Here is a 23,386-nt window from a genome sequence, read left to right on the forward strand (position 1 = left end):
TGATGTGCCGGTCTGCAAGCGGAGTCCTCTCCCACCCGCGTTTGCCTGGTGCAGCCCCGAGCCGCATTACAGGTAGCCGGGTCACCTGGTCGGACCTGTTGATCGGGCGGGGGGTCAGAGCTCCCGCCGGTTACCCAGGACCGGTTCCCGAGGCCTCCGATTGCGCATGCAATGGGAGGCCTTCTTTCGTCTGCAGGCGGTTCCAGCTCGAAACATTCCCAGGAGTCACACATTAGCGAACCAAGAATCAACGATCGTATCCGCGTCCCCGAGGTGCGGCTGGTCGGACCTGCCGGCGAACAGGTGGGTATCGTCCGAATCGAGGATGCACTCCGACTCGCCGCCGAATCCGATCTGGATCTGGTCGAGGTAGCACCGCAGGCGAAGCCTCCGGTGGCGAAGCTCATGGATTTTGGTAAGTACAAGTACGAAGCGGCCGTCAAGGCACGCGAGGCCCGGAAGAACCAGACCAACACGGTGCTGAAGGAGATCCGCTTCCGGCTCAAGATCGACACGCACGACTACGAGACCAAGCGCGGGCACGCACTGCGGTTCCTCGGCGCGGGTGACAAGGTCAAGGCCATGATCCAGTTCCGTGGACGTGAGCAGCAGCGACCGGAGATGGGGATCCGGCTGCTGCAGAAGTTCGCCGAGGACGTCTCCGAGGTCGGCGTCGTCGAGTCGACGCCGCGCATCGACGGACGCAACATGGTCATGGTCATCGGTCCCACGAAGAACAAGGCCGAGGCAAAGGCAGAAGCCCGCCGTGCGACGCAGCGCGCCGACGCCAAGGCCGCGAACGAGGCGGCCAGGTCCGGCGATGAACCGGCTCGGGTACAGACCTCCGCCTCGGGCAACGCCCCGATGACGCAGTCCCTGGCAGATCTGCTGCCCGAGGGCTACTCCATCCGGAGTGAGCCCGATGCCCCGGCCGAGAATGCGCAGAGCGAGGAATCCTCGAGTGCGACTCCGGCCGAGGAGACCACGCAGGCCACGACCGCAGGCTCCGAAGCACCGGCCCAGCAGGCCACCGCCGGCGACACGGCACCGGCAGCCGCATCGTCACGGCCGGCGGTACCGCGCTCTGCAGCGCCCCGGTCCTCCGCGCCTCGCTCCTCCGCACCGCGCTCCTCGGAGCCCCGTTCCACAGCACCGCGATCGGCTACGGAACGACCGGCCGCGAGCCGTCCTGCTGCACCTGCACCACGGACCACCGCTGCGGCGCCGTCGTCGGACGGTGCTGCTCCCAAGCCTGCAGCGGCTGCGAAGCCCACGCCGGCGCCGAAGCCGGGTGCGCCCAAGCCCTCGGCCATGCCGAAGCCCGGCGCGCGGACACCGGCTCCCCGGAGTACGGCGAGCCGTCCGAAGCCGGACAGCACGGACCAGGGCTCGTAGCCCGAAGATTCCACCACACCAACCAGGCGCCCTGAGGGTGCCGCGTTCCGGGAGCACACGCCCCGGCTAGCAGAAGGAGATCGGTTCCCATGCCGAAGATGAAGACCCACAGCGGCGCCAAGAAGCGCTTCAAGCTCACCGGCAGCGGCAAGCTCAAGCGCCAGCAGGCCAACCGTCGCCACTACCTCGAGCACAAGTCCTCGAGGGTGACGCGCCGGCTCGCGAGCGACCAGATCGTGGCGAAGGCGGACACCAAGGCCATCAAGAAGATGCTGGGCGTCTGACCACCAATCCACCCCTCGGGAAAGCGCGCACCTCAGGTGCAGCGCTGCGGCTCACGCCGTCACCGAAAGAACTGAAGGAGAACGCACGTGGCACGTGTGAAGCGGGCAGTCAATGCCCACAAGAAGCGTCGGGTCGTCCTCGAGCGCGCCAAGGGATACCGCGGGCAGCGGTCGCGCCTGTACCGCAAGGCCAAGGAGCAGCTGCTCCACTCGTTCGTCTACAGCTACGGCGATCGTCGCAAGCGCAAGGGTGACTTCCGTCGCCTGTGGATCCAGCGCATCAACGCCGCCTCCCGCGCGAACGGTCTCACGTACAACCGGCTCATCCAGGGGCTGAAGGCCGCCGAGATCCAGGTGGACCGTCGCATGCTCGCCGATCTCGCCGTCACCGACGGTGCTGCCTTCGCAGCCCTGGTGGAGATCGCCCGGAACGCCCTGCCGGCCGACACATCGGCTCCCGTCAAGGCCTCGGCCTAGGCGCAACAGCCGCGGCAGGCCGTTCGGTCCGCCCGCTGGACACGATGACCGCGAACGGACGCCCCCGGGCGCCACTGATGACCAACACCCAGGCTGACCGGGTGAAGGAGGTGGCTCGCCTGGCCGGGCGTCCTTCGCGTCTGAGGCGTCGTGAGTTCCTGGCAGAGGGTCCGCAGGCCGTGCGCGAGGCCCTGCGGCTGCATCTGACGAGGGTCGACGCCGGAGCCGGCGGCGTCGTCGTGGATTTCTTTGCCACCGACGAGGCTCTGGCACGCCATGACGACATCGCGGAGCTCCTTGTCCACCCCACTGCTCCGCGCCTCCGGATGGTCACGCCGGAGGTCCTGGCGGCCATGTCCTCCACCGTCACGCCGCAGGGATTCATCGCGGTCTGCCGCTTCGTCGACACCCCGCTCGACGAGATTCTCGCCTCCGGGCCACGCCTCGTCGCCGTGCTGGTCGAGGTCCGGGATCCGGGGAACGCGGGCACCATCATCCGTGCTGCCGACGCAGCAGGAGCGGACGCGGTGATCCTGACCGGTGGGAGCGTGGATCTCTACAACCCCAAGACCGTCCGGTCCACTGTGGGGTCCGTGTTCCACCTGGGTGTCGTGACCGGCGCCGATGTCCAGGACCTTCCGGCCCGGCTTCGCGCTGCCGGACTCACCATCCTCGCCGCCGACGGTCACGGCTCATCCAGCCTCGATGATCTGCAGGAGGCCAGTGAGTCCCGGCGCTTCGCGGGCTCGCAGGGGGACGGCGACAGCAGGCCGCCGTCGTCGGGCGGCGATGATCCGCAGCCGCCCACGCCCCAGCCGACGACACCATGGCCGACCGGCGAGCCGAGCAGGAGCGTGGCTGCTGCGTCGTCTGCAGCGGATGATGTGCGACTGGAGGATCCTGCCGCGTGGCTGTTCGGCAACGAGGCGCAGGGGCTCGCCGACACTGTCACAGCTGCCGCCGACGCTCGCGTGGCCGTGCCGATCTACGGCAGCGCGGAATCCCTCAACGTGGGCACGGCCGCGACGGTCTGCCTCTACGCCTCCGCGCGTGCCCAGCGCGCGCGCTGAGTCGTCACACTGTCCAGCCGCCCACTGACGAGGGCGACGCCGAGCCCGAGGACGGCAAGTCCGGCTCCGACGAGGGCCGGTGAGGTGAACCCCCATCCGGCGGTGATCACCGCTCCGCCCAGCGCCGCGCCGAGGGCGTTCGCGACATTGAGCGCCGAGTGGTTCATCGATGAGGCCAGGGATGGCGCGCCGGGGGAGACGTCGAGCAGTCGGGCCTGCAGCGGCGGGATGAGCGTGGATCCGCTTGCTCCCACGAAGAAGACGAAGAGGCACGCCGACCACGGGGTGGTCGCAGCGAGCGTGAACACCAGGAGTACCACGGTGATGGTCGTCATGACCCCGTAGATGCTCCCCATCACCGAGCGGTCGGCGAGCCGGCCGCCGAGGATGTTCCCCACCACCATCCCCACGCCGTACAGGGCGACGACGAGCGGCAGCAGGGACACGTCGAGACCGGCCACCTCCGTCATGATCGGGGAGATGAACAGTAGACGGCGAAGAAGCCACCGAAACCCACGATGCCGATGAGCAGCGTCAGCCAGAGCTGCGGCCTCCGGAGCACGCTCAGTTCCGCACGAATACTCGCGCCGGGCCGCACAGGGACGTCCGGCACGAACGCTCGGATGAGCACCACGGTCACACCACCGATCAGGCCCACCAGCAGGAACATGGAACGCCAGCCGAACTGCTGGCCCAGCCACGTGGCGAAGGGCACGCCCACCACGTTCGCGATGCTCAGGCCGAGCATCACCTCGGCGATGGCGCGTCCGCGCCGGGCCGGGTCGGCCAGGGTCGCGGCGATGACGGCCGCGACGCCGAAGTACGCGCCGTGGGGGAGCCCTGACAGGAAGCGCGAGGCGAGCATCCAGCCGAACCCGGCGGCGAAGAAGGACGACAGGTTGGCCAGCGCGATGACCAGCATCAGGGCGATCGCTACGGCCCGCTGGGGTTTCTTCGCCCCGATGGTCGCCAGGACGGGAGCGCCGATGACCACGCCGAGTGCGTAGGCGGAGATGACGTGCCCGCCCTGGGCATAGTCGATGCCGAGATCCGCGCGCATCTCCTCGAGCAGACCCATGATGGTGAACTCGGTGGTCCCGATCGCGAAACCGCCCGCAGCCAGCGCCGCGATCGCGAGCGTGAGGCGGCGACCGTGCAGTCTCTGGGTGGGCAGCGGCGGAGCAGAAGTGGTCACGGGTGTCCTAGCGGCAGCAATCGTCGAGGGGGTCAGGCGTCCGCCGCATACCCGGGGTGGCGGTTGCAGGGCCGGCGACGCGGACGACGTCGTCATCAGCAACACTAGGCGATCGGCTCAGGACCAGGCGCTCGACTCGGGGGCTGCGGGCAGCGAGGGCGCGGCACCGGGGAGCCTGGGCTTCCGACGCCGGGCGTGCGATCTCGAGGGTGCGCACAGCCCTCGCTACACTCACCTGGTGACCACACCAGCCTCCGGCCTGCTCCTCCAGATCGTCGGAGCGGCCGTCGTCGACTCCCTCGAGCTGCCCTCGCGCCTCCTCGTGGCACGGCGCACCTCACCGCCCGAGCTCGCTGGGCTCTGGGAGTTCCCGGGCGGGAAGGTCGAGGCGGGGGAGAGCTGCGAGCCGGCCCTGCACCGCGAACTCGACGAGGAACTGGGCATCACCGTGCGGCTCGGCAGGGAGCTGGACGGACCCGGGAAGCAGGGCTGGCCACTGAACGAGAGGGCAGCGATGCGCGTGTGGTTCGCCGAGGTGACCGACGGCCGGCCTACGGCGCTGCAGGACCACGACGAGCTGCGGTGGGTGGACCTGGCTGCGGGTACCGAGCTGGAGGACCTCCTCTGGATCCCCGCCGACAGGCCCATCCTCAGTGCGCTCAGGGCGGCGGTGTCTGCTCGGGACACAGGACAACCCGGTCAGAAGAGGGACGCCTGAGCGGACTCGGTTGCTGCCCCGACCGGCACCGCGGCCGGCGTTCCAGCCGGGGCCGGTACCGGTGCTCCGCCCGGTGTGGGTGAGAGATTTCGGAAGAAGCCCGCCCCGGCGGAGAGCCCGTGCTTCGTCCGGAAGATCCGGATCCTGCCCGTGAGCCAGTCCCGGTACTCCTTCGACGCGTAGCTGCCCCCGCGGTAGAGCTCCTCGTACTTCGGCACGAGGAGCGGATAGTGGCGCGCGAGCCACTGCATGAACCACTCCCGGGACCCGGGGCGCAGATGGAGGGGGCCCGCGCTCACGCCGGTGGCGCCGGCCGCGACGAGGGCGCCGAACAGCCGGTCGAGGGATTCGTCGCCGTCGGTGAGCCAGGGCAGGATCGGCATGGCCATGACATTGCAGGGCAGACCTGCCTCGCGCAGCCGGGAGATCAGGGCGAGGCGCGCCTTCGGGGAGGGCGTCCCGGGCTCGATCGCCCCGGCCAGGACCGGATCCACGAGGGCGAGGGAAATGCCCATGCCGATCGGGACCGATGTGGACGCCTCCCTGAGCAGGGGGATGTCGCGCGCCAGCAGCGTTCCCTTCGTGAGGATGGAGAACGGCGTGCCCGACTCGGCGAGCGCCATGATGATGCCCGGCATGAGCCCGTACCGGCCCTCGGCACGCTGGTAGGGGTCGGTGTTCGTACCGAGCGCCACGTGCTCGTGCTTCCAGGACGGCCGGGCCAGCTCACGCCTGAGCATTTCGGCGGCATTGATCTTGACCACGAGCTGGGCATCGAAGTCGAGCCCGGTGTCGAGATCGAGATAGCTGTGCGTCTTGCGGGCGAAGCAGTACACGCAGGCATGGGAGCACCCGCGGAACGGATTGATGGTCCAGGAGAAGGGCAGGGACGACGTCGGCGGCACCCGGTTCAGGACCGATTTCGCGGCCACCTCGTGGAAGGTGATACCGGCGAAGTCCGGGGTGCTGACGGAACGGACGAGACCGGCAAGGGGCAGCAGGGCGGCCGAGGCGGCTGCGTCGCCGTCGTCCGTGATTCGCTGCTCCTGCCACCGCATGAACCTATTAGAACACGTGTTCTAGTGTGCTGTCAGGATCTGTTCACTCGTCCTAAGCTGGGCGGATGATCCTGCTGACCGGCTTCGAACCCTTCGGGGGAGAGGCCACCAATCCGTCCTGGCTCGCGGTACAGCAGGCTGTTGAACGCCTCCGCGAGCTGGGGCGGGATGCCGTGGCCGTCGAGATCCCGTGCGTGTTCGGAGAGAGCCGCGCTGTCCTCGACGTCGCCCTCGAGGACCATCACCCGGACATCGTGCTCTGTGTGGGGCAGGCGGGAGGCCGTGAACGCATCTCGCTGGAGCGCGTGGCGATCAACGTCGACGACGCACGCATACCGGACAACGCGGGTAACCGGCCGATCGACGCTCCCGTGGTGGACGGCGGGCCGGCCGCGTACTTCTCCACGCTGCCCATCAAGGCCTGTGCGCAGGCGCTGCACGCCCTCGACATCCCGGCCGAGGTGTCCCAGACAGCAGGAACCTACGTCTGCAACCATCTCTTCTACGGGCTCATGCACCGCCTCGCGGATCGCCCCGAGGTGAGGGGCGGGTTCATCCACGTGCCGTACTCCCTGGAGCAGGGTGAGGCGAACGGTCAGCCGGGGCTCTCCATCGAGGCCATGGCGGCCGGTCTCGTGGCCATTGCGACGACGACGGCGAGCACGGTGCGTGACGTTCGCGTCACCGCCGGCGCCGAGCACTGACGGTGGTTTTCCGTCCACGCAGGACAGGTAGAGCCGCGCTGAGGGGGCGAAGCGGACGTTCGGTGTAGCCGCCGTCGGCCAGTCCCGCCCCGCGCTCGAACGCATTGCGCGACGCCGGGTCACCCGTCCGTGCCAGCGAGTAGCCGGCCGCGAGCGCGTATGCCGGGAGAAACGGCAGACCCAGGCAGGCGGCGTACTGGTGCGTGTGACGGGCCTCGTGCTCGAGCATGCGGGCGAATCCGGCGGACGCCTGGTGCGGGACGCTGCCGCGCAGCAGCACCACACTGCCGAGCGTGAAGGCCCGGGCTTTCGGCAACTTCCGGCGGTAGCCCTCGGCCAACAGCAGACCGTGCGGGCCTGCAGAGACCCGGCAGCCGGACAGCCTGGCCACCACCAGACCGACGGGTGTGGACAGATTGACCCAGTTGAGGAAGGGAACGAGCCGTCGACGCATGCGCTCATCCTACTGACGCGCCGGGCACGCCAAGGCGTCGCCATACCAAGGGCGATCCCGGCTCACGGTTGCGGCGCCGTCGACCCGGTCGCCTAGACTTGACACGCCGGAGCGGCCCCGCCGTGGACCGGTTCCCAAAGTTTTCCTGTTCCCGTCGGCAGTGGCTCCCTGCAGTGGAGCCATCGCGGCCTGTCCGAGAGTGCAAGGTATCCCACCTCCATGACCGAAACCCCAGAGAACCCCGGGCACACCGTCCCCGAGGCGACGGTTCCCGATCCGCTGGACCCGGGTTCCGTCGCCGCCGCCGTCGACGCCGCGCTGGCCGCCATCGCCGCCGCGGCAGACCTGGACGGGCTCAAGGCGGTCCGGATCGCGCACACGGGCGAGAAGTCACCCCTGAGTCTGGCGAACCGGGGGATCGGGGCACTGCCGAAGGAGCAGAAGTCGGCGGCGGGCAAGAACATCGGCCCCGCGCGCGGCCGCATCAACCAGGCGCTCACCGCACGGACCGCCGAGCTCGAGGCCGAGCGCGATGCGCGGATCCTCGTCGAGGAGGCCGTCGACGTCACGGCCGCTCCCCGTCGTCGGCGGCACGGCGCGCGCCATCCGCTGTCCACGCTGCAGGAGCGGGTCAGCGACGTCTTCGTCAGCATGGGCTGGGAGATCGCCGAGGGGCCCGAGCTCGAATCGGAGTGGCTGAACTTCGACGCCCTGAACTTCAAGCCGGACCACCCGGCGCGCGAGATGCAGGACACCTTCTTCGTGGAGCCACTCGACGCGCATCTCGTGCTGCGCACGCACACCTCGCCGGTGCAGATCCGGTCGATGCTCGAGCGCGAGCTGCCCATCTACGTGCTGTGCCCGGGCAAGGTGTTCCGCACCGACGAGCTGGACGCCACGCACACCCCGGTGTTCCACCAGTTCGAGGGCCTCGCGATCGACAAGGGCCTCACTATGGCCGATTTGGTGGGCACGCTCGAGTACTTCGCGCAGCAGCTCTTCGGCGACGAGGCCAAGGTGCGCCTGCGCCCCAACTTCTTCCCCTTCACCGAGCCGAGCGCCGAACTCGATATCTGGCACCCGGGCGCCAAGGGCGGCGCCCGCTGGATCGAGTGGGGCGGCTGCGGCATGGTCAATCCCAATGTGCTGCGGGCCACCGGCATCGACCCGGAGGTCTACTCCGGCTTCGCCTTCGGCATGGGGATCGAGCGGGCCCTCATGTTCCGCAACGACGTCGTGGACATGCACGACATGATCGAGGGCGACGTCCGTTTCAGCGACCACTTCGGGATGGAGATCTAGATGAGAATCCCACTGTCCTGGCTGCGCGAGTACGCAGCCGTGCCCGCGGACGCAACCGCGGAAGACGTGATGGCCGAGCTCGTGAAGGTGGGCCTCGAGGAGGAGGCCGTCCACCGTCCCACCGACGAGCTGAGCGGACCCATCGTCGTCGGCCAGGTGCTCAGCAAGATCGCGGAGCCGCAGACCAACGGCAAGACCATCAACTGGTGCCAGGTCCGCGTGGTCCCTGAGGGTGCTAAGCAGACCCTCACCGGCGAGGGCATCGACCCCTCGGGCGTGCAGGGCATCGTCTGCGGCGCGCACAACTTCGAGGAGGGCGACAAGGTGGTGGTGACGCTGCCCGGCGCCGTCTTGCCCGGTGACTTCCGCATCAGCCCCCGCAAGACCTACGGCCACGTCTCGGCCGGCATGATCGCATCGGTGAAGGAGCTCGGGATCGGGGAGGACCACGACGGCATCCTCGTGCTCTCCACCCTGGGCCTGGACCCCGAGGTGGGTGCCGACGCCATGGACCTCCTCGGCCTGTACGACGAGGCGGCCGAGATCAACGTGACGCCGGATCGCGGCTACTGCTTCTCCATCCGCGGGGTGGCGCGCGAGTACGCCCACGCCACGGGGACGGCCTTCACCGACCCGGCCGACGCCGTCGTCGTGCCCACCGCTGCGGGCGAGGGGTACCCGGTGCGTCTGGCCGACGAGGCGCCGATCTACGGCGAGGCCGGCTGCGACCGGTTCGTGGCCCGCACCGTGCGCGGCGTCGACCCCACCCGTCCCACCCCGCCGTGGCTGTCCGCGCGCCTGCGCCTGGCCGGCATCCGCTCCATCTCCCTCGTGGTGGACATCTCCAACTACGTGATGCTCGAGCTCGGGCAGCCCCTGCACTTCTACGACCGCGACAAGCTCTCCGGTGAGATCGTGGTGCGCCGCGCCGCCGAGGGCGAGACGCTGCGGACCCTCGATGACAGGGAGCGTGCGCTCGACGTCGGGGACCTGCTCATCACCGATGCCTCCGGGCCCATCGGCATCGCCGGGGTCATGGGCGGCGCGTCCACCGAGGTCTCGGACAGCACCGTGGACATCGTCATCGAGTCGGCGCACTTCGACCCCGTGAGCATCGGGCGCTCCCGCCGCCGGCACAAGCTCCCGTCGGAGGCATCGAGGCGCTTCGAGCGTAATGTCGACTGGCAGATCGCCGACGTCGCCGCCCAGCGCGCCGTCGATCTCCTCCTCGAGCTCGCCGGAGGCACGGCCGACGACGCCGTCACCAACGTCGGGCAGGCACCCGAACCGCGCGTCATCGAGCTCGCCGCCGACTTCCCGGCGCGCCTGATCGGCCGCGAGTTCACCGAGGACCAGATCACCGGCACGCTCACCGATCTCGGTGCCGTGGTGGAGCCGGTCGACGGCGGCTGGCGCGTCACGGCGCCGAGCTGGCGCCCCGACCTGGAGACGCGAGAGGACCTCACCGAGGAGATCATCCGCCTCGTGGGGTACAGCACCATCCCGTCCACGCTTCCCGTGGCGCCTCCCGGGCGCGGTCTGACCCGCGTGCAGCAGCAGCGCCGGCGGCTCCTGAACGCCCTCGCGGCGGCGGGGCTCACCGAGGTGCTCTCCTACCCGTTCGTCAGCGAGCAGGCCAATGCACTTTTCGGCACGTCCGAGGAGGGAGCAGCCGCACCGGCGGTCCGGCTCGCCAATCCGCTCAGTGCGGAGCGCGCGTTCCTGCGCCGATCCATCCTGCCCGGCCTCATCGAGGCGGCCAAGCGGAACCACTCGCGGGGCTTCCGCGATCTGGCCCTGTTCGAGTCCGGGTCCGTCTTCCTGCCGGGAGAGCAGATGGGAACGAAGACCATCCCGCCGCTGGGCATCAAGCCCGACGACGACGTCCTCGACGCCCTGTACGCGGGGATCCCGCATCAGCCGCAGGTCATCGCCGGGCTGTTCACGGGTCTCGAGGTGCCGCCGTCGGCCGGAGTGGAGGCGAGGGCGTGGGACTGGGCCGACGCCGTCGACGTGGTGCAGCTCATGGGGAGCGTGACCGGCGTGGACGTGGTGGTGCGGCAGGGGGCTCACCAGGCGTTCCACCCCGGGCGGACCGCGGAGTTCGCGCTGCGCAGCGGAGAGGTGCTCGGTCACGCCGGGGAACTGCATCCGAAGGTCAGCGCGGCCCACGATCTGCCAGCCCGGACGGTGGCATTCGAGATCGACGTCGACCGCCTGTTCGACGCCGCCGCCGACATCATCGTGGCGCGCTCGCTGTCCACGTATCCGACGGCGACGCAGGACGTGGCGCTCGTGGTCGACTCCGCCGTCGTCGCCCGGGACGTGCTCGAGACGCTGCGGGAGGGCGCAGGCGAGCTGCTCGAGGACGTCAGCCTGTTCGATGTCTACACCGGACCCGGCATTCCGGACGGCAGCACGTCGCTTGCGTTCGCCCTGCGCTTCCGGGCGCCCGACCGGACGCTGACGGCCGAGGAGGCCAGCGCTGCACGCGATGCCGCGGTCGCGCTCGCGGGGGAGCGGTTCGGGGCCGTGCAGCGCTGACGCAGCTCCCGGACCCGGGTCGTCCCCGGGTCCGGGCGGCGTGCGCTTTCTTACGGGACCAGCAGGACCTTGCCCGTGGTCTTCCGGCCTTCAAGATCCTCGTGGGCCTGGGCGGCGTCGCCGAGCGCGTAGCGGGCGCCGATCCGCACGTTCAGCAGCCCGGCCAGGACGGCGTCGAACAGCTCGGAGGACCGCCAGCGGCGCTCCTCCGGGCTACGCACGTAGTGCACGATCGAGGGGCGCGTGAGGTAGAGCCCACCACCGCTGTTCAGCCGCTGCGGATCCACCGGTGGTACGGGACCGGAGGCCCCACCGAAAAGCACCATGGTGCCGCGGACCCGCAGCGATTGCAGCGATTCGTCGAACGTCGCCTGGCCCACGCCGTCGTACACGACGTCCACGCCGACGCCGTCGGTCAGCGCCTTCACGGCGTCGGCGAAGCCCTCGTAGCCGAGGACCTCGTCGGCGCCGGCGATGCGGGCGAGGACCTCCTTCTCCTGGGTGGAGACGGTGGTGAAGACGCGGGCGCCCTTGGCCTTGAGGAGCTGGATGAGCAGCAGGCCGACGCCGCCGGCACCGGCGTGGACGAGCACCGTGTGATCCGGCTGCACCTCGAAGGTGGAGTTGATGAGGTAGTGCGCGGTCATGCCCTGCAGTGGCAGTGCCGCAGCGGTCTCGAGGTCGACGCCGTCGGGCACGGGCAGGGCGCGGTCGGCGTCGACGAGCGCATACTCGGCGTAGGTGCCCGTGCCCTCGGCGAAGGCCACGCGGTCTCCGGCGCTGAAGTCGGTGACGTCCTCACCGACGGCTTCCACGGTCCCGGCGGCCTCGGCTCCCGGAGTGAAGGGGTGCTCCACGGGGTAGACGCCGCTGCGCTGGTAGGTCTCGATGAAGTTGACTCCTGCGGCGGCGACCTTCACGAGGAGCTGGCCGGGACCGGGTTCAGGACGGTCGATGGAGTCGAGGGTGAGAACCTCGGGTCCGCCGGACTGCTGGACGACGATGGCTGAGGGCATGATGGATTTTCCTTTCCGTGGCGTCCCTCCATGCTATTGCCGGTCCGGAGGCTTCCCCAGCCCGGGCCTGCTCACCCCTCCGGAGCCGGAGTTTCCCCGATAGTGATCGTCTCCATCGCACTGCCGGAACGTCCCTGCAACCGCCGCTGCATGGATTCGGCGATACGGGAGGCCTGCACCTTGGCCAGCTCGGCCTTCGGCCCGGTGTAGTGCTCGTCGAGCGTCGCCGACCACAGTGTGAGCCAGCGCTCGAAGTGCGCCTGTGTCAGCGGGACCTGTCGATGGAGGTTCAGGTGCGGTTCGAGGGCATTGCGTCGGTAGAGCCCGGCCTTGAACAGCACGGTCTCCCAGAAGTCGCAGATGATCGGCAGGTGAGCCTGCAGGTCCATCCGGGCAACGTCGATGAAAATCGGTCCGAGCAGGTCGTCGGCGAAGGCCCGGCCGTAGAACACGGTGAGCAGGGCCTCGACGTCGTCGCGGTCCCGCAGATCGGTACGAAGGGTAGCCATCTGCTTATTCTACGGCCCGTAGAAAAGCTGTAGATTTGCAGCATGGCCGGCATGAATTCTGAGCGCATGCGAGGGACCAGCGCGGGCACGTTCCGCGCGATCGGAACGGCCTGGATCATCTCCGGTGGACTGGTCGCAGCGGTGACCGGGCCGCTGCGTCTCGAGCACGGTTCATGGGCCGCTGCCTACCAGGTCCTTGTGGCCGGCATCGCCCAGAGTGCACTCGGTGCTGCGCAGTCAGCCCTGGCGCCGCAACCGCCGTCGCGGGCGACTGTCGTAACGGAGCTGGTCGCCTGGAATCTGGGCAGTGTGGCGGTGCTCGCCGGCACGGTGCTCGGCGCACCGCTGATCGTCGACGCCGGTGGTGTGTTGCTCGTGGTCGCCCTCGCGCTGCTGATCCGGACGGTGCGGGGCAAGGGCGAGGGGCCCGCGTGGGCGCTGTGGATGTATCGCATCCTGCTCGTCGTGATCCTCACGAGCATTCCCATCGGACTGACGCTGGCCCACCTGCGCGCACCGTAGGTCCGCAGCATGCCGGATGCGGGCGGGCCAGCGCCCGCTCTGCGTCGTCCGTCCTGCTGCCAAGCTCGCTGGCATCGGGCACAGTCGACGACGACGCCCCTGTGCGGCGGCGTCGTCGCCCCTCTGCTGCCGTCCGGCACCCGTCGACTAGGCTGAAACGCCTCAGGAAGGGGCGGTCATGTGGCATGAGATGGGACTGACGTGGGCCGATGCCGTCCGGGTCGTGGTCTCCACCGTCGGGCTGTATCTGCTCATGCTGACCCTCATCAGGGTCATGGGGCAGCGGACGATGGCACGCCTGTCCAGTTTCGACTTGGCGGCGGCAGTGGCTCTGGGTGCGGTGATCGGTCGTGCGATCCTCGGCTACACCCCTACGTTCGTTGCGGGCGCCCTGGGCGTGGTCACCCTGCTGGTCCTGCAGGCGGTCACCGGACAGCTGCGCCGCTTCCCGAGGGGACTGAGTGCGGTCAGCAACAGGGCGTATGTGCTCATGGCTGGAGAACGAACAGTCATGGCGAACCTGCGGCGCACACATGTCGCCGAGCACGAGATCACGGCGCGGTTGCGGCTGGCTGGCATCCGCAGTTGGTCGGAAGTGGCTTGTGTGATCCTGGAATCGACGGGCGAGATCAGCATCATGCGGCGCGGCGTGCCCATCGAGCGGGGGATGCTGGAGGATGTGGTGGGCGCAGACCTGGTTCCCGCGGCCTTTCTCGCCGATCCTCGGGACTAGGCGGGCGCCCGGTGTTGATGCAGATGGACGGTGACGCTATGGAGCAGCAGGGCCCGGTGTCGAACCGGACCGACCCGGTCCTGCCGTGCCCCGGCTGCGGTGGCCTCGTTCCGGACGTGCCCGGGCCCGTCCACCCCTACATGCGGGCGTCGCCCGGCTGCTGGCAGGTGTACGGAGACGTCGTCGCACGCTGGTACGCGGAGCCTCTTGCGGGCCCGGCCCGGTGGCATCACGTTGACGCCTACGCCGTCCAGCACGCCGGCGGCGCCGAACACGACCGGCGCCAACGCCGGTCCGTCGCGGTCCATCTCATCACGCTCTGCTCACTGCTCGAGTTGCGGCAGCGTCCCGAGGTGGCTGCGGCGCGCCGCGGGCGCACCAGCGACGTCGTCCTGCCGCGGGTGGGTCTGAGCGACTGGCCCTATCTGGAGCCGCCAAGCCGTCAGGGCCCGGTGACCGTCGCGGATCTCGACGGCGTACGGACGACGGCGGAGGAGGACACAGTGGCTGCAGCCTGGTTGGAGTCGGCCTGGACCGCCTGGGCCGAGCACCACGCGGTCGTCCGCACCTGGGCGACGATCCTGCAGGAGGTCCGCTCGTGATCGGCCAGGGCGGTGACGGCATGCTCGTAAGCACATGTCCGGGCTGTGGCCTGACCGCCTCCCGGCCTACAAATCAGGTGCTGGTTCCCGCTCCGGAGCGGCATACTGCGTCCGACGCCTGCTGGTCCCTGTACGGGGAGCTGCTGTCGCGGTCCTATACCGACGCCGACTACCGCAGGGTGCACCAGCTCGTCGTCGACACCTATACGGCCCAGCACGCCGGGCCTACCGGTCGACGTGCCGTGCAACTGGTGGGTCTGTGCCTGATGACCCTGTGCCTGATCGTCGAGGACGGCGTCGACCCGGTCGAGGGCCCGGCCCTGCACCGGCGGATGATGGACCGTCGGCCCGACTTGAGCTGGCTGACGCCCCCGCGTCAGCATGACCTGATGACCGTGGCGGACGTGCTCACCGCGCAGGACGCAGCCCAGCACCAGCGGCTGGTCGGCGAGTGGGCGCGCCAGGTGTGGGAGGCCTGGACAGAGCATCACGCCACTATCCGCGCCTGGAACGCCTATGCGCTGGGCCCGGCAAACTGATCCGAGCCCCGTCGGCCCGCCTTCATGCAGCGAGCGCGGTCAGGATCGTCCGAGTGTCCCTCCGAGGGCCCTGCTCCGCTGATGGTTCCTCGCTCGGTATTTGCCTGCGTCGACCGTCTCTGCGTCGTCACCCCGCCACCTTGACAGAACAGCCCATCCACAGCTCACCCGGCCGTCGCAAGCGCATCGGCGTCGTTCAATGGACAGAGGTGCAGTGGATGCAGCGGCGTGGACGCGCTCATGTCCTCAACCTACGGGCCGAGCAGGTCCACGGTAGCTACTGTCGTGAACTGTGATGACTTCCCTTCCGAGCGTGACCGACCTGGCGCGGTGGAGCCTCGCGGCTCAGCACGCCGCCACCCGTTCATGGTCCGACGACGAGGACCGGCTCTCCCGGTTCGCAGAGGACCACGAGATCGACCTGCAGCTCGCCACGGATCTCGACCTGGCCGTCAAACGCGCAACCCTGGCGCCCGGCCACGACGCCGACGAGTTGCTCAACAGATGGGTCTCCATTCTCCCTGATCTCTCGGCGCTACTGAGCATCCGCTTCGAGGGTGGCGAAGCGACCAAGCCGTTCGTGGATGCCTCTGCGCTGTCGCGTCCTGTGGCAGAGAGCGACCTCGACGCTCTGCGGGCAGCCGCCGTCGACGCCTTCGGCTCCTTCGGCGCGCGCTACCTGCGAATCTGGAGCGCTGCAGGACCAGACGCCTTCACGGGCACTCACCGTGACAAGCGCTTCCTTGCGGCCCCGTTGCGCGAGCTCAGGGAAGCCGGTCCGACGTCGGTCCCCTCGGAATTGTCACTCGCTCCGACCAGAGACCTGACCCATTGGGATGATGCGGCAGCAGCATACGCCGCGGTCGATGCCGATCACCCCGAGCACACTGCTCAGGCAGCGCTGCAGGACAAAGATGACCTGAAGGAGAGTATCGATGCAGGCACGCTGTTCGATGTTCTCGTCGACGACGCGTGGGCCGGGTGGGTGGCTGGGACCACTGACACCAGCTCGTCCCTGGGACTGTCCTGCTACGAGGTGCAGGAGCTCATCCTGGCCCCGGGATACCGCGGTCGAGGCTACGGTCAGCACCTGATAACCCTCCTCGCCCGCGAACTCCCTGAGCCCGATCGCGTCTTGATCGGTACGATTCATGCCGACAACCGTGGCGCCATCCAGTCGGCGTTGCGCGCCGGGCGGCACGACGTCGGAGGGTGGTTCCAGCTTCCCCTGCCATCCGCCTGACCCTTCTCACTCAGCTGAGGACGCGGTCCATCATCGTGGACGGCTCACTCAGGTGGGTGAACCCGTACTGCCTGTACAGCTCGTGCGCGTCGCGGTGGAGAGCAGGATGCGCTTGAGCTCCAGCGGTTCCAGGTCCTCGACGACGCCGGCGGTGAGCATCTTCCCGATGCCCAGACCGCGCACCTGGGCCGAGACGAAAACATCGCAGAGCCACGCGAAGGTCACGCCATCAGTCACGACGCGGGCGTAGGCGACCTGCTGATCGGTCCTGCTGTCGTAGACCCCGTAGTTCCGCGAGCCTTCGATTGCTGCATCCTGCTTCTCGCGGGATCGTCCCTTTGCCCAGTACGACTGTTCACTCAACCACTGGTGGATTCGGGGCCTGTCCAGCTTTTCGGCATCTGCGGAGAAGAAGTAGCCGTTCGTCATGGCGCTGTTTGAGGGAGAGCGTTCACGAGGAATGTGGCGGTCCTCAGGGTCAGCCGGGGTTCTACTTTACGCAGGCACGCGATTGCAGCAACTGGATGGCGAGCAGGGTCGATAGCGTGGTCGCTGAGCTTCCCGAGCGCCCACTCCTCGGCGGTCCGCAGAGATGTCCTCGTAGGATCAGCGTCACCGAACATGCTGTCCAGCCGCTTACGCGGGTCTTCTTTGTCGCCGAAGACCTTGGCGGAGTGCTCGCTTTGCATCGCGTTCTCCCTACTCGTTTCTTCCACGGTACTCAAGGTTCCATGTTGTGAGCAGTCGAGGCATAAGAATAGTGCCCTTTAGTGGCCTGCACCGGGACGATCCCGTAGATGCCAGGTGAATCCAAAATCGGTTTTGACGTCGTTGAAGACCTCGCGGGCGATGAAGCGTTTGAGGCAGCGGAGGATGTCTTTTTTCGAGAGACCTTCGGCTAGGCGTCGTTGCATGTAGCCGGTGGTCCTTGGGTCGTAGCGGAGTCTGCAGACCGCGATCATGTGCAGTGCACGGTTGGCTTGCCGGTCACCGCCGCGGTGGAGTCTCATCCGGTGAGTTTTACCGGAAGCGACAGGAATCGGGGCGACGCCGCAGAGCCGAGCGAAGGCCGCTTCGGATCCGAGGCGGTCGATGTTCTGCCCCGCGGTGATGAGGAGCTGAGCTCCATGTCCAGTGCCGATCCCGAGTCGGGAGACGACGGTTGGGAAAGTTTGAGTGACGAGTTTGTGGAGCTGTGCATCGAGGGCCGCGATCTCATCGTCGAGCCCATGAATACGTTTGGCCAGGCTGCGTAGCGTCAGCTTCGCTGCTTGGGCCGGATCATCGAGTCGTATGATATCGGCACGCAATTTTGCGCACTGAGTGGCCTGTGCGTGCCCGCCTCTCGCGGTGATCTGGTCGCGGACGTGAGCCGGTGCGGTGACAAGGACATCCTGTAGTTCAACGAGTGCAGCGGAGCGGGCTTTCACCGCGGAGTTCCGCGCCACGGTGAGAAACCGGACCGATTCGACTTGTGCCGCCTTCCTCGGCGACGTGTCACTTTCCGCCGATGAAGAGTTGGCGGGGAAGCGAGCCGCGTAGTTTTGGTTCCTCATTATTCGCGCTCATAACGTTTGTCCTTTGTTACCAAATGTAATGACCTGCCGAATGGCGTGTCCGTCCGCCAGTTGGTCCATAGCTTCGTTGATTTGGTCGAGGGTGATGTGAGAGGAGATCAGCGCTTCCACGGGAAGGCTTCCCTCCCGCCAAAGTTGCGCATAGGTCGGAATGTCACGTTCCGGTACTGCGGAGCCGAGGTAGCTACCCACGATGGTACGTGCCTCGGCAGTGATACCCAGTGGGGCAAGGGAGGCACGTGCGTCCGGCGCTGGCAGGCCGACAGTAACGGTCTTGCCGCCGACGTCGGTGAGGTTCACTGCAGTCTCGAATGCGCGAGCGTTGCCTGCCGCTTCAATGACCACCGCCGCCTTTAGTCCTGTTTCGATCGCTTCCTGCGGGGTGTAGGCGGAGGTAGCGCCGAGCTTTTTGGCTGATTCCAGTTTTTCCGGAACGCTGTCGACGCCGATCACGTCGCCTTTGCCGAGTGAGATCGCGGTGATAAGCGCTGCCATACCGACACCGCCCAATCCGACGATAATGACGGCGTCGCCGTCCTGCAGGTCTGCTGTATTGATGACGGCGCCGCCGCCGGTGAGTACAGCGCATCCGAGGACGGCAGCGATTTCGGGGGGAACGTCATCGCCTACGGCTACGACGGACTTCCGGTTGACCACGGCGTGGGTGGCGAATCCGGATACCCCGAGGTGATGTTTGATGTCCTCGCCGTCGCGGTGTAGTCGTTGGCCGTCATTGAGCAGGGTGCCTGCGTTATTGGCGGCGGAACCGACGGTGCAAGGGAGTCGGCCGTCGGTCTGGCAGTTCTTGCATTGACCGCAGCGCGGCAGAAACGCCATGACCACGCGATCGCCGACGGACAAGTCGGTGATGCCTTCGCCGAGTTCCTCGACCTTGCCTGCGGCCTCGTGGCCGAGGAGCATGGGGACGGGCCGGACGCGGTTGCCATCCACCACAGACAAGTCGGAGTGGCACACTCCGGCCGCCTCAATCCGTACCAGGATTTCGCCCGGTCCTGGTGGGTCGAGTTCCACCTCGGAGATGCTGATTGGTTTTGAATCTGCGTAGGGGCGGCTCCGGCCGATCTCCTCGAGGACTGCTCCCTTGATCTTCATGACGTCGTTGTCCCTTATGTTGGTGAAGTGTTTCTTCGTATGGGGTGTGTGCCCTTACAGCGGCGTCGCCCCGTGGCCATGGGGGAGAACCCCTGAGGCTTTGGCTTCTGCCACCGCTTTGGGGACGTCGTCCCCGGCGCGTAGGGGTTTGGCGCTGAAAATCCCCTCGTGAGCCAGGACCGGACGGCGGTCTCCAGCGAGCTCGGGATACTTCTCTTCCAGCCTTTCGCGTTTCGTGGCGAGTTCACGCCAGTGAGCTACGGTCTCGTGGTCTCCGTTGCGCACGCCTTGCCAGCTGCGGGGCATCTGGTCCCTAGAGGGCCCTGCATCGGCCCGGCCGCCGATCTTCACCGTACTGGGCCGGCGTCGGGTGGGAGCCGCGCAAATGGGGCACGCGGGGTTCTCGGAGAGCATGGATTGCACGCCGGCCTCGAACCGGTGTCCTTCTGTGCAGTTGAAGTCGTACAGGATCATGGCTTCCTTTCGTAGCGGAAACTAATGGGCCCGCCCGGCTCAGCTGTAGTAACCGTCCGGTGCGTACCGTAGCTCTTTGGCCTGGCCGGCGTCGTGGCCGAAGATGACCTCGGCTCCAGTCCGATCCGCGATGCTGCGCAATTTATCCACGGATTCGAGCCACTTCAGGTTGTCCCACACAATGGCCGCTCCAACTGCCGGTGGACCCCAGCTCTCTCCGAGGTACACAGCGTCGGAAGTGAAAATCTTCGTACCCTCCTTTGGCAGATCGAGCTGCAGCGACATGGTTCCCCACGTGTGGCCGGGTGTTTCAATTACACTGACACCTGGCACGATTTCGACGTCACCACTGATCGGTTCAAGGTTCAGCCCTTGGAAGTCACTCACCAGGTGGGCGCCCTTAAAAGGACCATCGATGGCAAGGGCACCCTCGATCTCATCGCTGTTCGCGATGATGCGTGTCTTGCCGTTGTTGAACATTTTGGCATTGGCCGCGTGGTCGAAATGCAGGTGGGAGAGCACCAAAATGTCAATGTCATCCGGTGCCAGTTCAAGTGCAGCCAGGGAGGTGTCCAGGTAGCCGGGCCCGTCCACGGGCTCGCGAACGGGGAAGAAGTCCTGGAAACCAGTGGGCGCCCAGCGTTCCTCCCAATCACGGGGTACTCCTGTGTCCCAGAGAATACGACCTTCGGGATGTTCGATCAGTACTGCGTGAGTGGGACAATCTCCCCAGACAACAGGATCATTCTTGTGATGTCGGTCCCTAATGGTGTGGCCACCTTTCAGGAGAAGCCACGTAAGGTCCGTCTCCATGACTCCCGTCTGGAGTACATGGACCCGCATTTCATCCGTCATGACAACCACCTTTGCTTGCCGCACTGCGCCCTACTGCGCCGCGTCTCCCAGCAATAATTCCGCAGTTGTCAAACGCTGGCTATATGACAAGACGCCATAGGCACATCCTGAACATGTTAGGCGACGCCATGTCCGCACCGTATATGCTTCTCCCATGGTCTTGCCTGCCCGGTCCGGGAATCATGTTCGGAAAGGCCCCGTACTGACCTCCGATGGTAGAGAGGCCCTCCTGCAAGCAGTACTGGAGTCGAACATTGATCTAGCCAGCATGCGCGACCGGCGGCTGATCCTGCAGGGGATAGTCCGCCGGACCAGAGCCCTGATCGGAACTGACATGGCCTACCTGAGTCGCAATGATCTCAAGGCAGGGGAGACTTTCATTGACGTCACTGACGGAGTGGAAACCGAGGCCTACCGACAGATCCGGATGCCCCTGGGAACAGGGATCCTCGGAGCGGCCGCTGCTGGAGGAACATCCATTCGAACCAACGACTACCTGAGCGACCCGCATATGAATCACCTGTCCTTCATCGATTCAATCGTTGAAGGTGAAGGAGTGAAAGCAATTATGGGTGCTCCCATACGGATAGCCGGTCGGGTAGTGGGAGCGCTGCTTGTGGCGAGCCGCTCGAACACGATCTATGACGATGAAGCTCTGACCTGTCTCGAGGCCCTCGCTGCGCAAACAGCCATCGCCCTGGAGCAGGAACGCCTGAACGAACGGATCACTTCCGCCGAAGCTCTTTTCGGCCTGACCGAAAGCGAACACGCGTCCAAGCTCCAGTCCCTGTCCAAGCTGGTCACTCTCGACGGACAACTAACGGGTTGCCTCCTAGAGGGAACCGGGCCTCCGGGAGTGGTCTCAGTGCTGTCCACCGCGATCGGTCTGCCCGTTTCCGTATTTGACGCTGCCGGGCAGCTAATCGTCAGTAACTCCCATGACGGCATCTTGCTTCCGGACCTGAATGCAGCGGTAAACACCTCAGCAGCCAGCGGAGCAGCCGTCACAGTCAATCAGGAGTCCTCGCCACTTACTGTCGTCGCGGCAGTGGCAGGTAATGAAGTTCTTGGCACAGTGGTAGCTCATGGAGGTCCGGGCATGAATCTCGTACCGGCCATTGAGCGATCCGCGGTGTTCATTAGCGTGATGATGCTGTTTGAACGCACGCTTATCGATGCGGACCAACGAACCCAGGCAACATTGATCGACGATTTGCTGTCTGAACGGCCACTGGATCGGACAACGCTGGCCTCCCGCCTGGCTGCCTATGAACTGAAAATAGGTGACCCGTGCACGATGCTCGTAATCAATGTGCTCCGACGGGACCGATACAAGGCGATGGTGTTAGCTCGAGAATTACTCGGCGGAAAAGCAGGCCTGGTCGCACTCCATGAGGGCCATCTCTGCGTCATGGTGCCCGGCAGCGACGGGCTGGTATGGGGTGAAAAACTCGTCACTACCCTCATCGCTCAAGGTACAGCAGCTACCGGGGGCTGTTCGATCGCAGAAAAAGGACCAACCCAGCTTCGCGCCGCGCATCAACGCGCTCAGGACCTCGTTGATGCGCTCAACGCACTAGGACGACACAGTGAATGTGTGGATTCCACCGGCCTCGGACTGATCGGCCTGTTGCTGGGAAACGCCAACAAGCAGTCGATCGGCAATCTCGTCGATCAGCAGTTGCTGCCCCTTCTTGAGTATGACAAAACACGAAAGACAACGCTTACTCACACCGCTTGGACCTACTTGGAGAACGGGTCACACGCACCCAACACCGCCAAGAATCTCAATATTCATCCCAACACGGTCCGTCAGAGAATCGAAAGAATCGACTCTCTACTCGGCAGCTCTTGGCGCCGCGCCCCTGACCTAATCGACGTTCACGTCGCGCTACGCATCTGGAGGATGATGACGCCTCCGGAATCGTTGAAGGTTTGATCACCAATCGAACTTGCTCACGGGAAGCCATGGCTCCTTTCCTGCGCCACGCTGGGTCCCTACGGGACAACCCGATGAGCGGTGATTAGGGTTAGGCAGCTCGCCGATAACCGGCTCTTCATAAACGGGCTCTTCATAAACGACGGTGTAGTTGGGGTCTGAATCCTCCAGTTTCCAGGAGGGAGCGGGCGATGTAGTTGGCGAGGTTGCGGGAGCCCAGGGCTGAGCCGCGGAGGTGTTCGAGGCGCCCGTTCATGGCCTCGGTGGGTCCGTTGGAGGTCCCAGGCCGGTCGAAGTACGCCAGGATGTCCGCGGCTCGCTTCTTCAGGGTCCTCCCGAGGGTGCGCAGCTCGGTGAGCGCGGCCGGGACACCGTGGCTGACCGCTTCGATGAGCTTCTCCATGGACGTCCGGCCCTTGGCCCGGTCCTCGTCCCGGTAGGCGTTGATCATGCGCTGGTAGATGCCCCAGGTCGCTTCGACCTGCACGTGGGTGTCGGTGGTGAAGAGGTCGGTGAGGCGATGTTCCTGCTTCTCTGTGAGCAGGTCCGCCCCGGTGTGCAGGGTCCGTCGGGCAGAGTACAGCGGATCGCCTTTACGGCCCCGGTGCCCGCACGTGGCTTGCTGAAACCGGCGCCGGCAGCCGTCGAGGGCGTCTCCGGCGAGCCGGATCACTGGGGGTACCCCCGCTTGCGGGGGAGGAACGGGTCCATGACTGCGACCGCTGACTGTAGTTCCTCAGCGGCTGCGGTCTTGAACCCGGTGAACCCATCCATGGATACGACCTGGATCCCGTCCCGCCAGGCCTGGGGCCGGTCGGCGAGCCAGGACTTGAAGACCTGTTTGGAGCGTCCCTCGACCATGTCCAGCAACCGCGACGGGCCCGTCCCGTTGCGGATCGGGGTCAGGTCGATGATCACGGTCACGTACTTATCTCCCCGGCGTGTCTGCCGCCAGTAGGGTCGGCTCGGGGCGCGGCGGTGGCATTGCTGCCGCTCCGTTTCCCCGAGCCGCCCACCGAACCCGCCGTGCGATTCTCACCGCAACGGGCTCTCCATGGATCGG

General features: G+C 66.7%; 23 protein-coding genes and 2 pseudogenes. 14 read left to right on the forward strand and 11 right to left on the reverse strand.

What is annotated here, in order from left to right; translation table 11 throughout:
- Positions 1 to 171: 171 nt before the first annotated feature.
- The 4 genes from infC (at position 172) to E8P82_RS13625 (ending at position 3,226) form a co-directional block, all read left to right on the forward strand.
- Complete coding sequence (gene infC, locus E8P82_RS15430) at positions 172 to 1,395, forward strand: translation initiation factor IF-3 (protein WP_136455598.1); 1,224 nt, start codon at positions 172 to 174, stop codon at positions 1,393 to 1,395.
- 89 nt (positions 1,396 to 1,484) lie between these two features.
- The gene (gene rpmI, locus E8P82_RS13615; protein WP_136455599.1) at positions 1,485 to 1,679 is read left to right on the forward strand and encodes a 50S ribosomal protein L35; all 195 of its coding nucleotides are present in this window, start codon (positions 1,485 to 1,487) and stop codon (positions 1,677 to 1,679) included.
- Between the two features lie 87 nt (positions 1,680 to 1,766).
- Positions 1,767 to 2,156, forward strand: coding sequence for a 50S ribosomal protein L20 (rplT, locus tag E8P82_RS13620; RefSeq protein WP_136455600.1), 390 nt, complete (start codon positions 1,767 to 1,769; stop codon positions 2,154 to 2,156).
- A 77-nt stretch (positions 2,157 to 2,233) separates the two neighbouring features.
- Complete coding sequence (locus tag E8P82_RS13625; RefSeq protein WP_425456036.1) at positions 2,234 to 3,226, forward strand: TrmH family RNA methyltransferase; 993 nt, start codon at positions 2,234 to 2,236, stop codon at positions 3,224 to 3,226.
- Here E8P82_RS13625 and E8P82_RS15345 read toward each other — a convergent pair.
- A pseudogene (locus tag E8P82_RS15345) lies at positions 3,193 to 4,517 on the reverse strand (MFS transporter). The gene E8P82_RS13625 and the pseudogene E8P82_RS15345 overlap by 34 nt on opposite strands.
- A gap of 142 nt (positions 4,518 to 4,659) precedes the next feature.
- Between E8P82_RS15345 and E8P82_RS15350 the strand changes: the two are divergent.
- The gene (locus tag E8P82_RS15350) at positions 4,660 to 5,139 is read left to right on the forward strand and encodes a (deoxy)nucleoside triphosphate pyrophosphohydrolase (protein ID WP_281275809.1); all 480 of its coding nucleotides are present in this window, start codon (positions 4,660 to 4,662) and stop codon (positions 5,137 to 5,139) included.
- On the opposite strand, the gene E8P82_RS13640 is transcribed toward E8P82_RS15350, so the two are convergent.
- The gene (locus E8P82_RS13640) at positions 5,121 to 6,197 is read right to left on the reverse strand and encodes an Rv2578c family radical SAM protein (protein ID WP_136455602.1); all 1,077 of its coding nucleotides are present in this window, start codon (positions 6,195 to 6,197) and stop codon (positions 5,121 to 5,123) included. The two genes, E8P82_RS15350 and E8P82_RS13640, sit on opposite strands and share 19 nt — an antisense overlap.
- A 65-nt stretch (positions 6,198 to 6,262) precedes the next feature.
- Here E8P82_RS13640 and pcp point away from each other — a divergent pair, with 65 nt between their 5' ends.
- Complete coding sequence (gene pcp, locus E8P82_RS13645; protein ID WP_136455603.1) at positions 6,263 to 6,901, forward strand: pyroglutamyl-peptidase I; 639 nt, start codon at positions 6,263 to 6,265, stop codon at positions 6,899 to 6,901.
- Here the strand turns inward: pcp and E8P82_RS13650 are convergent.
- Positions 6,879 to 7,355: an eCIS core domain-containing protein gene (locus tag E8P82_RS13650; protein WP_136455604.1), complete on the reverse strand. Its 477-nt coding sequence runs from the start codon at positions 7,353 to 7,355 to the stop codon at positions 6,879 to 6,881. The genes pcp and E8P82_RS13650 overlap by 23 nt on opposite strands.
- Positions 7,356 to 7,574: 219 nt before the next feature.
- On the opposite strand from E8P82_RS13650, the gene pheS reads away from it, so the two are divergent.
- Positions 7,575 to 8,657 carry a phenylalanine--tRNA ligase subunit alpha gene (pheS, locus tag E8P82_RS13655; protein ID WP_136455605.1) on the forward strand — a complete coding sequence of 361 codons (1,083 nt, stop codon included), beginning with the start codon at positions 7,575 to 7,577 and terminating at the stop codon, positions 8,655 to 8,657.
- Positions 8,658 to 11,201 carry a phenylalanine--tRNA ligase subunit beta gene (pheT, locus tag E8P82_RS13660; protein WP_136455606.1) on the forward strand — a complete coding sequence of 848 codons (2,544 nt, stop codon included), beginning with the start codon at positions 8,658 to 8,660 and terminating at the stop codon, positions 11,199 to 11,201. It abuts the gene before it with no gap.
- Positions 11,202 to 11,251: 50 nt separating this feature from the next.
- Here pheT and E8P82_RS13665 read toward each other — a convergent pair whose 3' ends face one another.
- Both E8P82_RS13665 and E8P82_RS13670 read right to left on the reverse strand, forming a co-directional pair.
- Complete coding sequence (locus E8P82_RS13665) at positions 11,252 to 12,217, reverse strand: quinone oxidoreductase family protein (protein ID WP_136455607.1); 966 nt, start codon at positions 12,215 to 12,217, stop codon at positions 11,252 to 11,254.
- Positions 12,218 to 12,288: 71 nt separating this feature from the next.
- Positions 12,289 to 12,726, reverse strand: coding sequence for a group III truncated hemoglobin (locus E8P82_RS13670; RefSeq protein ID WP_136455608.1), 438 nt, complete (start codon positions 12,724 to 12,726; stop codon positions 12,289 to 12,291).
- A 51-nt stretch (positions 12,727 to 12,777) separates the two neighbouring features.
- Between E8P82_RS13670 and E8P82_RS13675 the strand changes: the two genes are divergently transcribed.
- The 5 genes from E8P82_RS13675 (at position 12,778) to E8P82_RS13695 (ending at position 16,365) form a co-directional block, all read left to right on the forward strand.
- Positions 12,778 to 13,248, forward strand: coding sequence for a hypothetical protein (locus E8P82_RS13675; RefSeq protein WP_246021375.1), 471 nt, complete (start codon positions 12,778 to 12,780; stop codon positions 13,246 to 13,248).
- Positions 13,249 to 13,426: 178 nt separating this feature from the next.
- Positions 13,427 to 13,981 (forward strand): DUF421 domain-containing protein, encoded by a 555-nt coding sequence (locus tag E8P82_RS13680; protein ID WP_136455610.1) that lies wholly within the window; start codon positions 13,427 to 13,429, stop codon positions 13,979 to 13,981.
- 38 nt (positions 13,982 to 14,019) lie between these two features.
- The gene (locus E8P82_RS13685) at positions 14,020 to 14,583 is read left to right on the forward strand and encodes a DUF5946 family protein (protein ID WP_136455611.1); all 564 of its coding nucleotides are present in this window, start codon (positions 14,020 to 14,022) and stop codon (positions 14,581 to 14,583) included.
- A gap of 20 nt (positions 14,584 to 14,603) precedes the next feature.
- On the forward strand, positions 14,604 to 15,122 hold the full coding sequence (locus E8P82_RS13690; RefSeq protein WP_136455623.1) for a DUF5946 family protein: 519 nt from the start codon (positions 14,604 to 14,606) through the stop codon (positions 15,120 to 15,122).
- 295 nt (positions 15,123 to 15,417) lie between these two features.
- On the forward strand, positions 15,418 to 16,365 hold the full coding sequence (locus E8P82_RS13695) for a GNAT family N-acetyltransferase (RefSeq protein ID WP_136455612.1): 948 nt from the start codon (positions 15,418 to 15,420) through the stop codon (positions 16,363 to 16,365).
- A gap of 48 nt (positions 16,366 to 16,413) precedes the next feature.
- Here the strand turns inward: E8P82_RS13695 and E8P82_RS13700 are convergent, their stop codons facing one another.
- The 5 genes from E8P82_RS13700 to E8P82_RS13720 all read right to left on the reverse strand — a co-directional run bounded on the left by E8P82_RS13700 (position 16,414) and on the right by E8P82_RS13720 (position 20,384).
- Positions 16,414 to 16,794, reverse strand: a complete 381-nt coding sequence (locus E8P82_RS13700) for a GNAT family N-acetyltransferase (protein ID WP_246021376.1) — start codon at positions 16,792 to 16,794, stop codon at positions 16,414 to 16,416.
- Positions 16,795 to 17,132: 338 nt separating this feature from the next.
- Positions 17,133 to 17,921: a transposase gene (locus E8P82_RS13705; protein WP_136455613.1), complete on the reverse strand. Its 789-nt coding sequence runs from the start codon at positions 17,919 to 17,921 to the stop codon at positions 17,133 to 17,135.
- A 9-nt stretch (positions 17,922 to 17,930) separates the two neighbouring features.
- Complete coding sequence (locus E8P82_RS13710; RefSeq protein WP_136455614.1) at positions 17,931 to 19,055, reverse strand: alcohol dehydrogenase catalytic domain-containing protein; 1,125 nt, start codon at positions 19,053 to 19,055, stop codon at positions 17,931 to 17,933.
- A 54-nt stretch (positions 19,056 to 19,109) separates the two neighbouring features.
- Positions 19,110 to 19,529, reverse strand: coding sequence for an FmdB family zinc ribbon protein (locus E8P82_RS13715; RefSeq protein WP_136455615.1), 420 nt, complete (start codon positions 19,527 to 19,529; stop codon positions 19,110 to 19,112).
- A gap of 39 nt (positions 19,530 to 19,568) precedes the next feature.
- Positions 19,569 to 20,384, reverse strand: coding sequence for an N-acyl homoserine lactonase family protein (locus E8P82_RS13720; RefSeq protein ID WP_136455616.1), 816 nt, complete (start codon positions 20,382 to 20,384; stop codon positions 19,569 to 19,571).
- A gap of 268 nt (positions 20,385 to 20,652) precedes the next feature.
- On the opposite strand from E8P82_RS13720, the gene E8P82_RS13725 reads away from it, so the two are divergent.
- Entirely contained in the window at positions 20,653 to 22,323 is a 1,671-nt protein-coding gene (locus E8P82_RS13725; protein ID WP_281275810.1) for a helix-turn-helix domain-containing protein, read from the forward strand.
- A gap of 133 nt (positions 22,324 to 22,456) precedes the next feature.
- Here the strand turns inward: E8P82_RS13725 and E8P82_RS13730 are convergent.
- A pseudogene (locus E8P82_RS13730) lies at positions 22,457 to 23,277 on the reverse strand (ISL3 family transposase); the annotation flags it as partial.
- Positions 23,278 to 23,386: the final 109 nt, after the last annotated feature.

Origin of the sequence: Arthrobacter echini (assembly GCF_004803505.1) — a bacterium.
Classification (GTDB): domain Bacteria; phylum Actinomycetota; class Actinomycetes; order Actinomycetales; family Micrococcaceae; genus Arthrobacter_D; species Arthrobacter_D echini.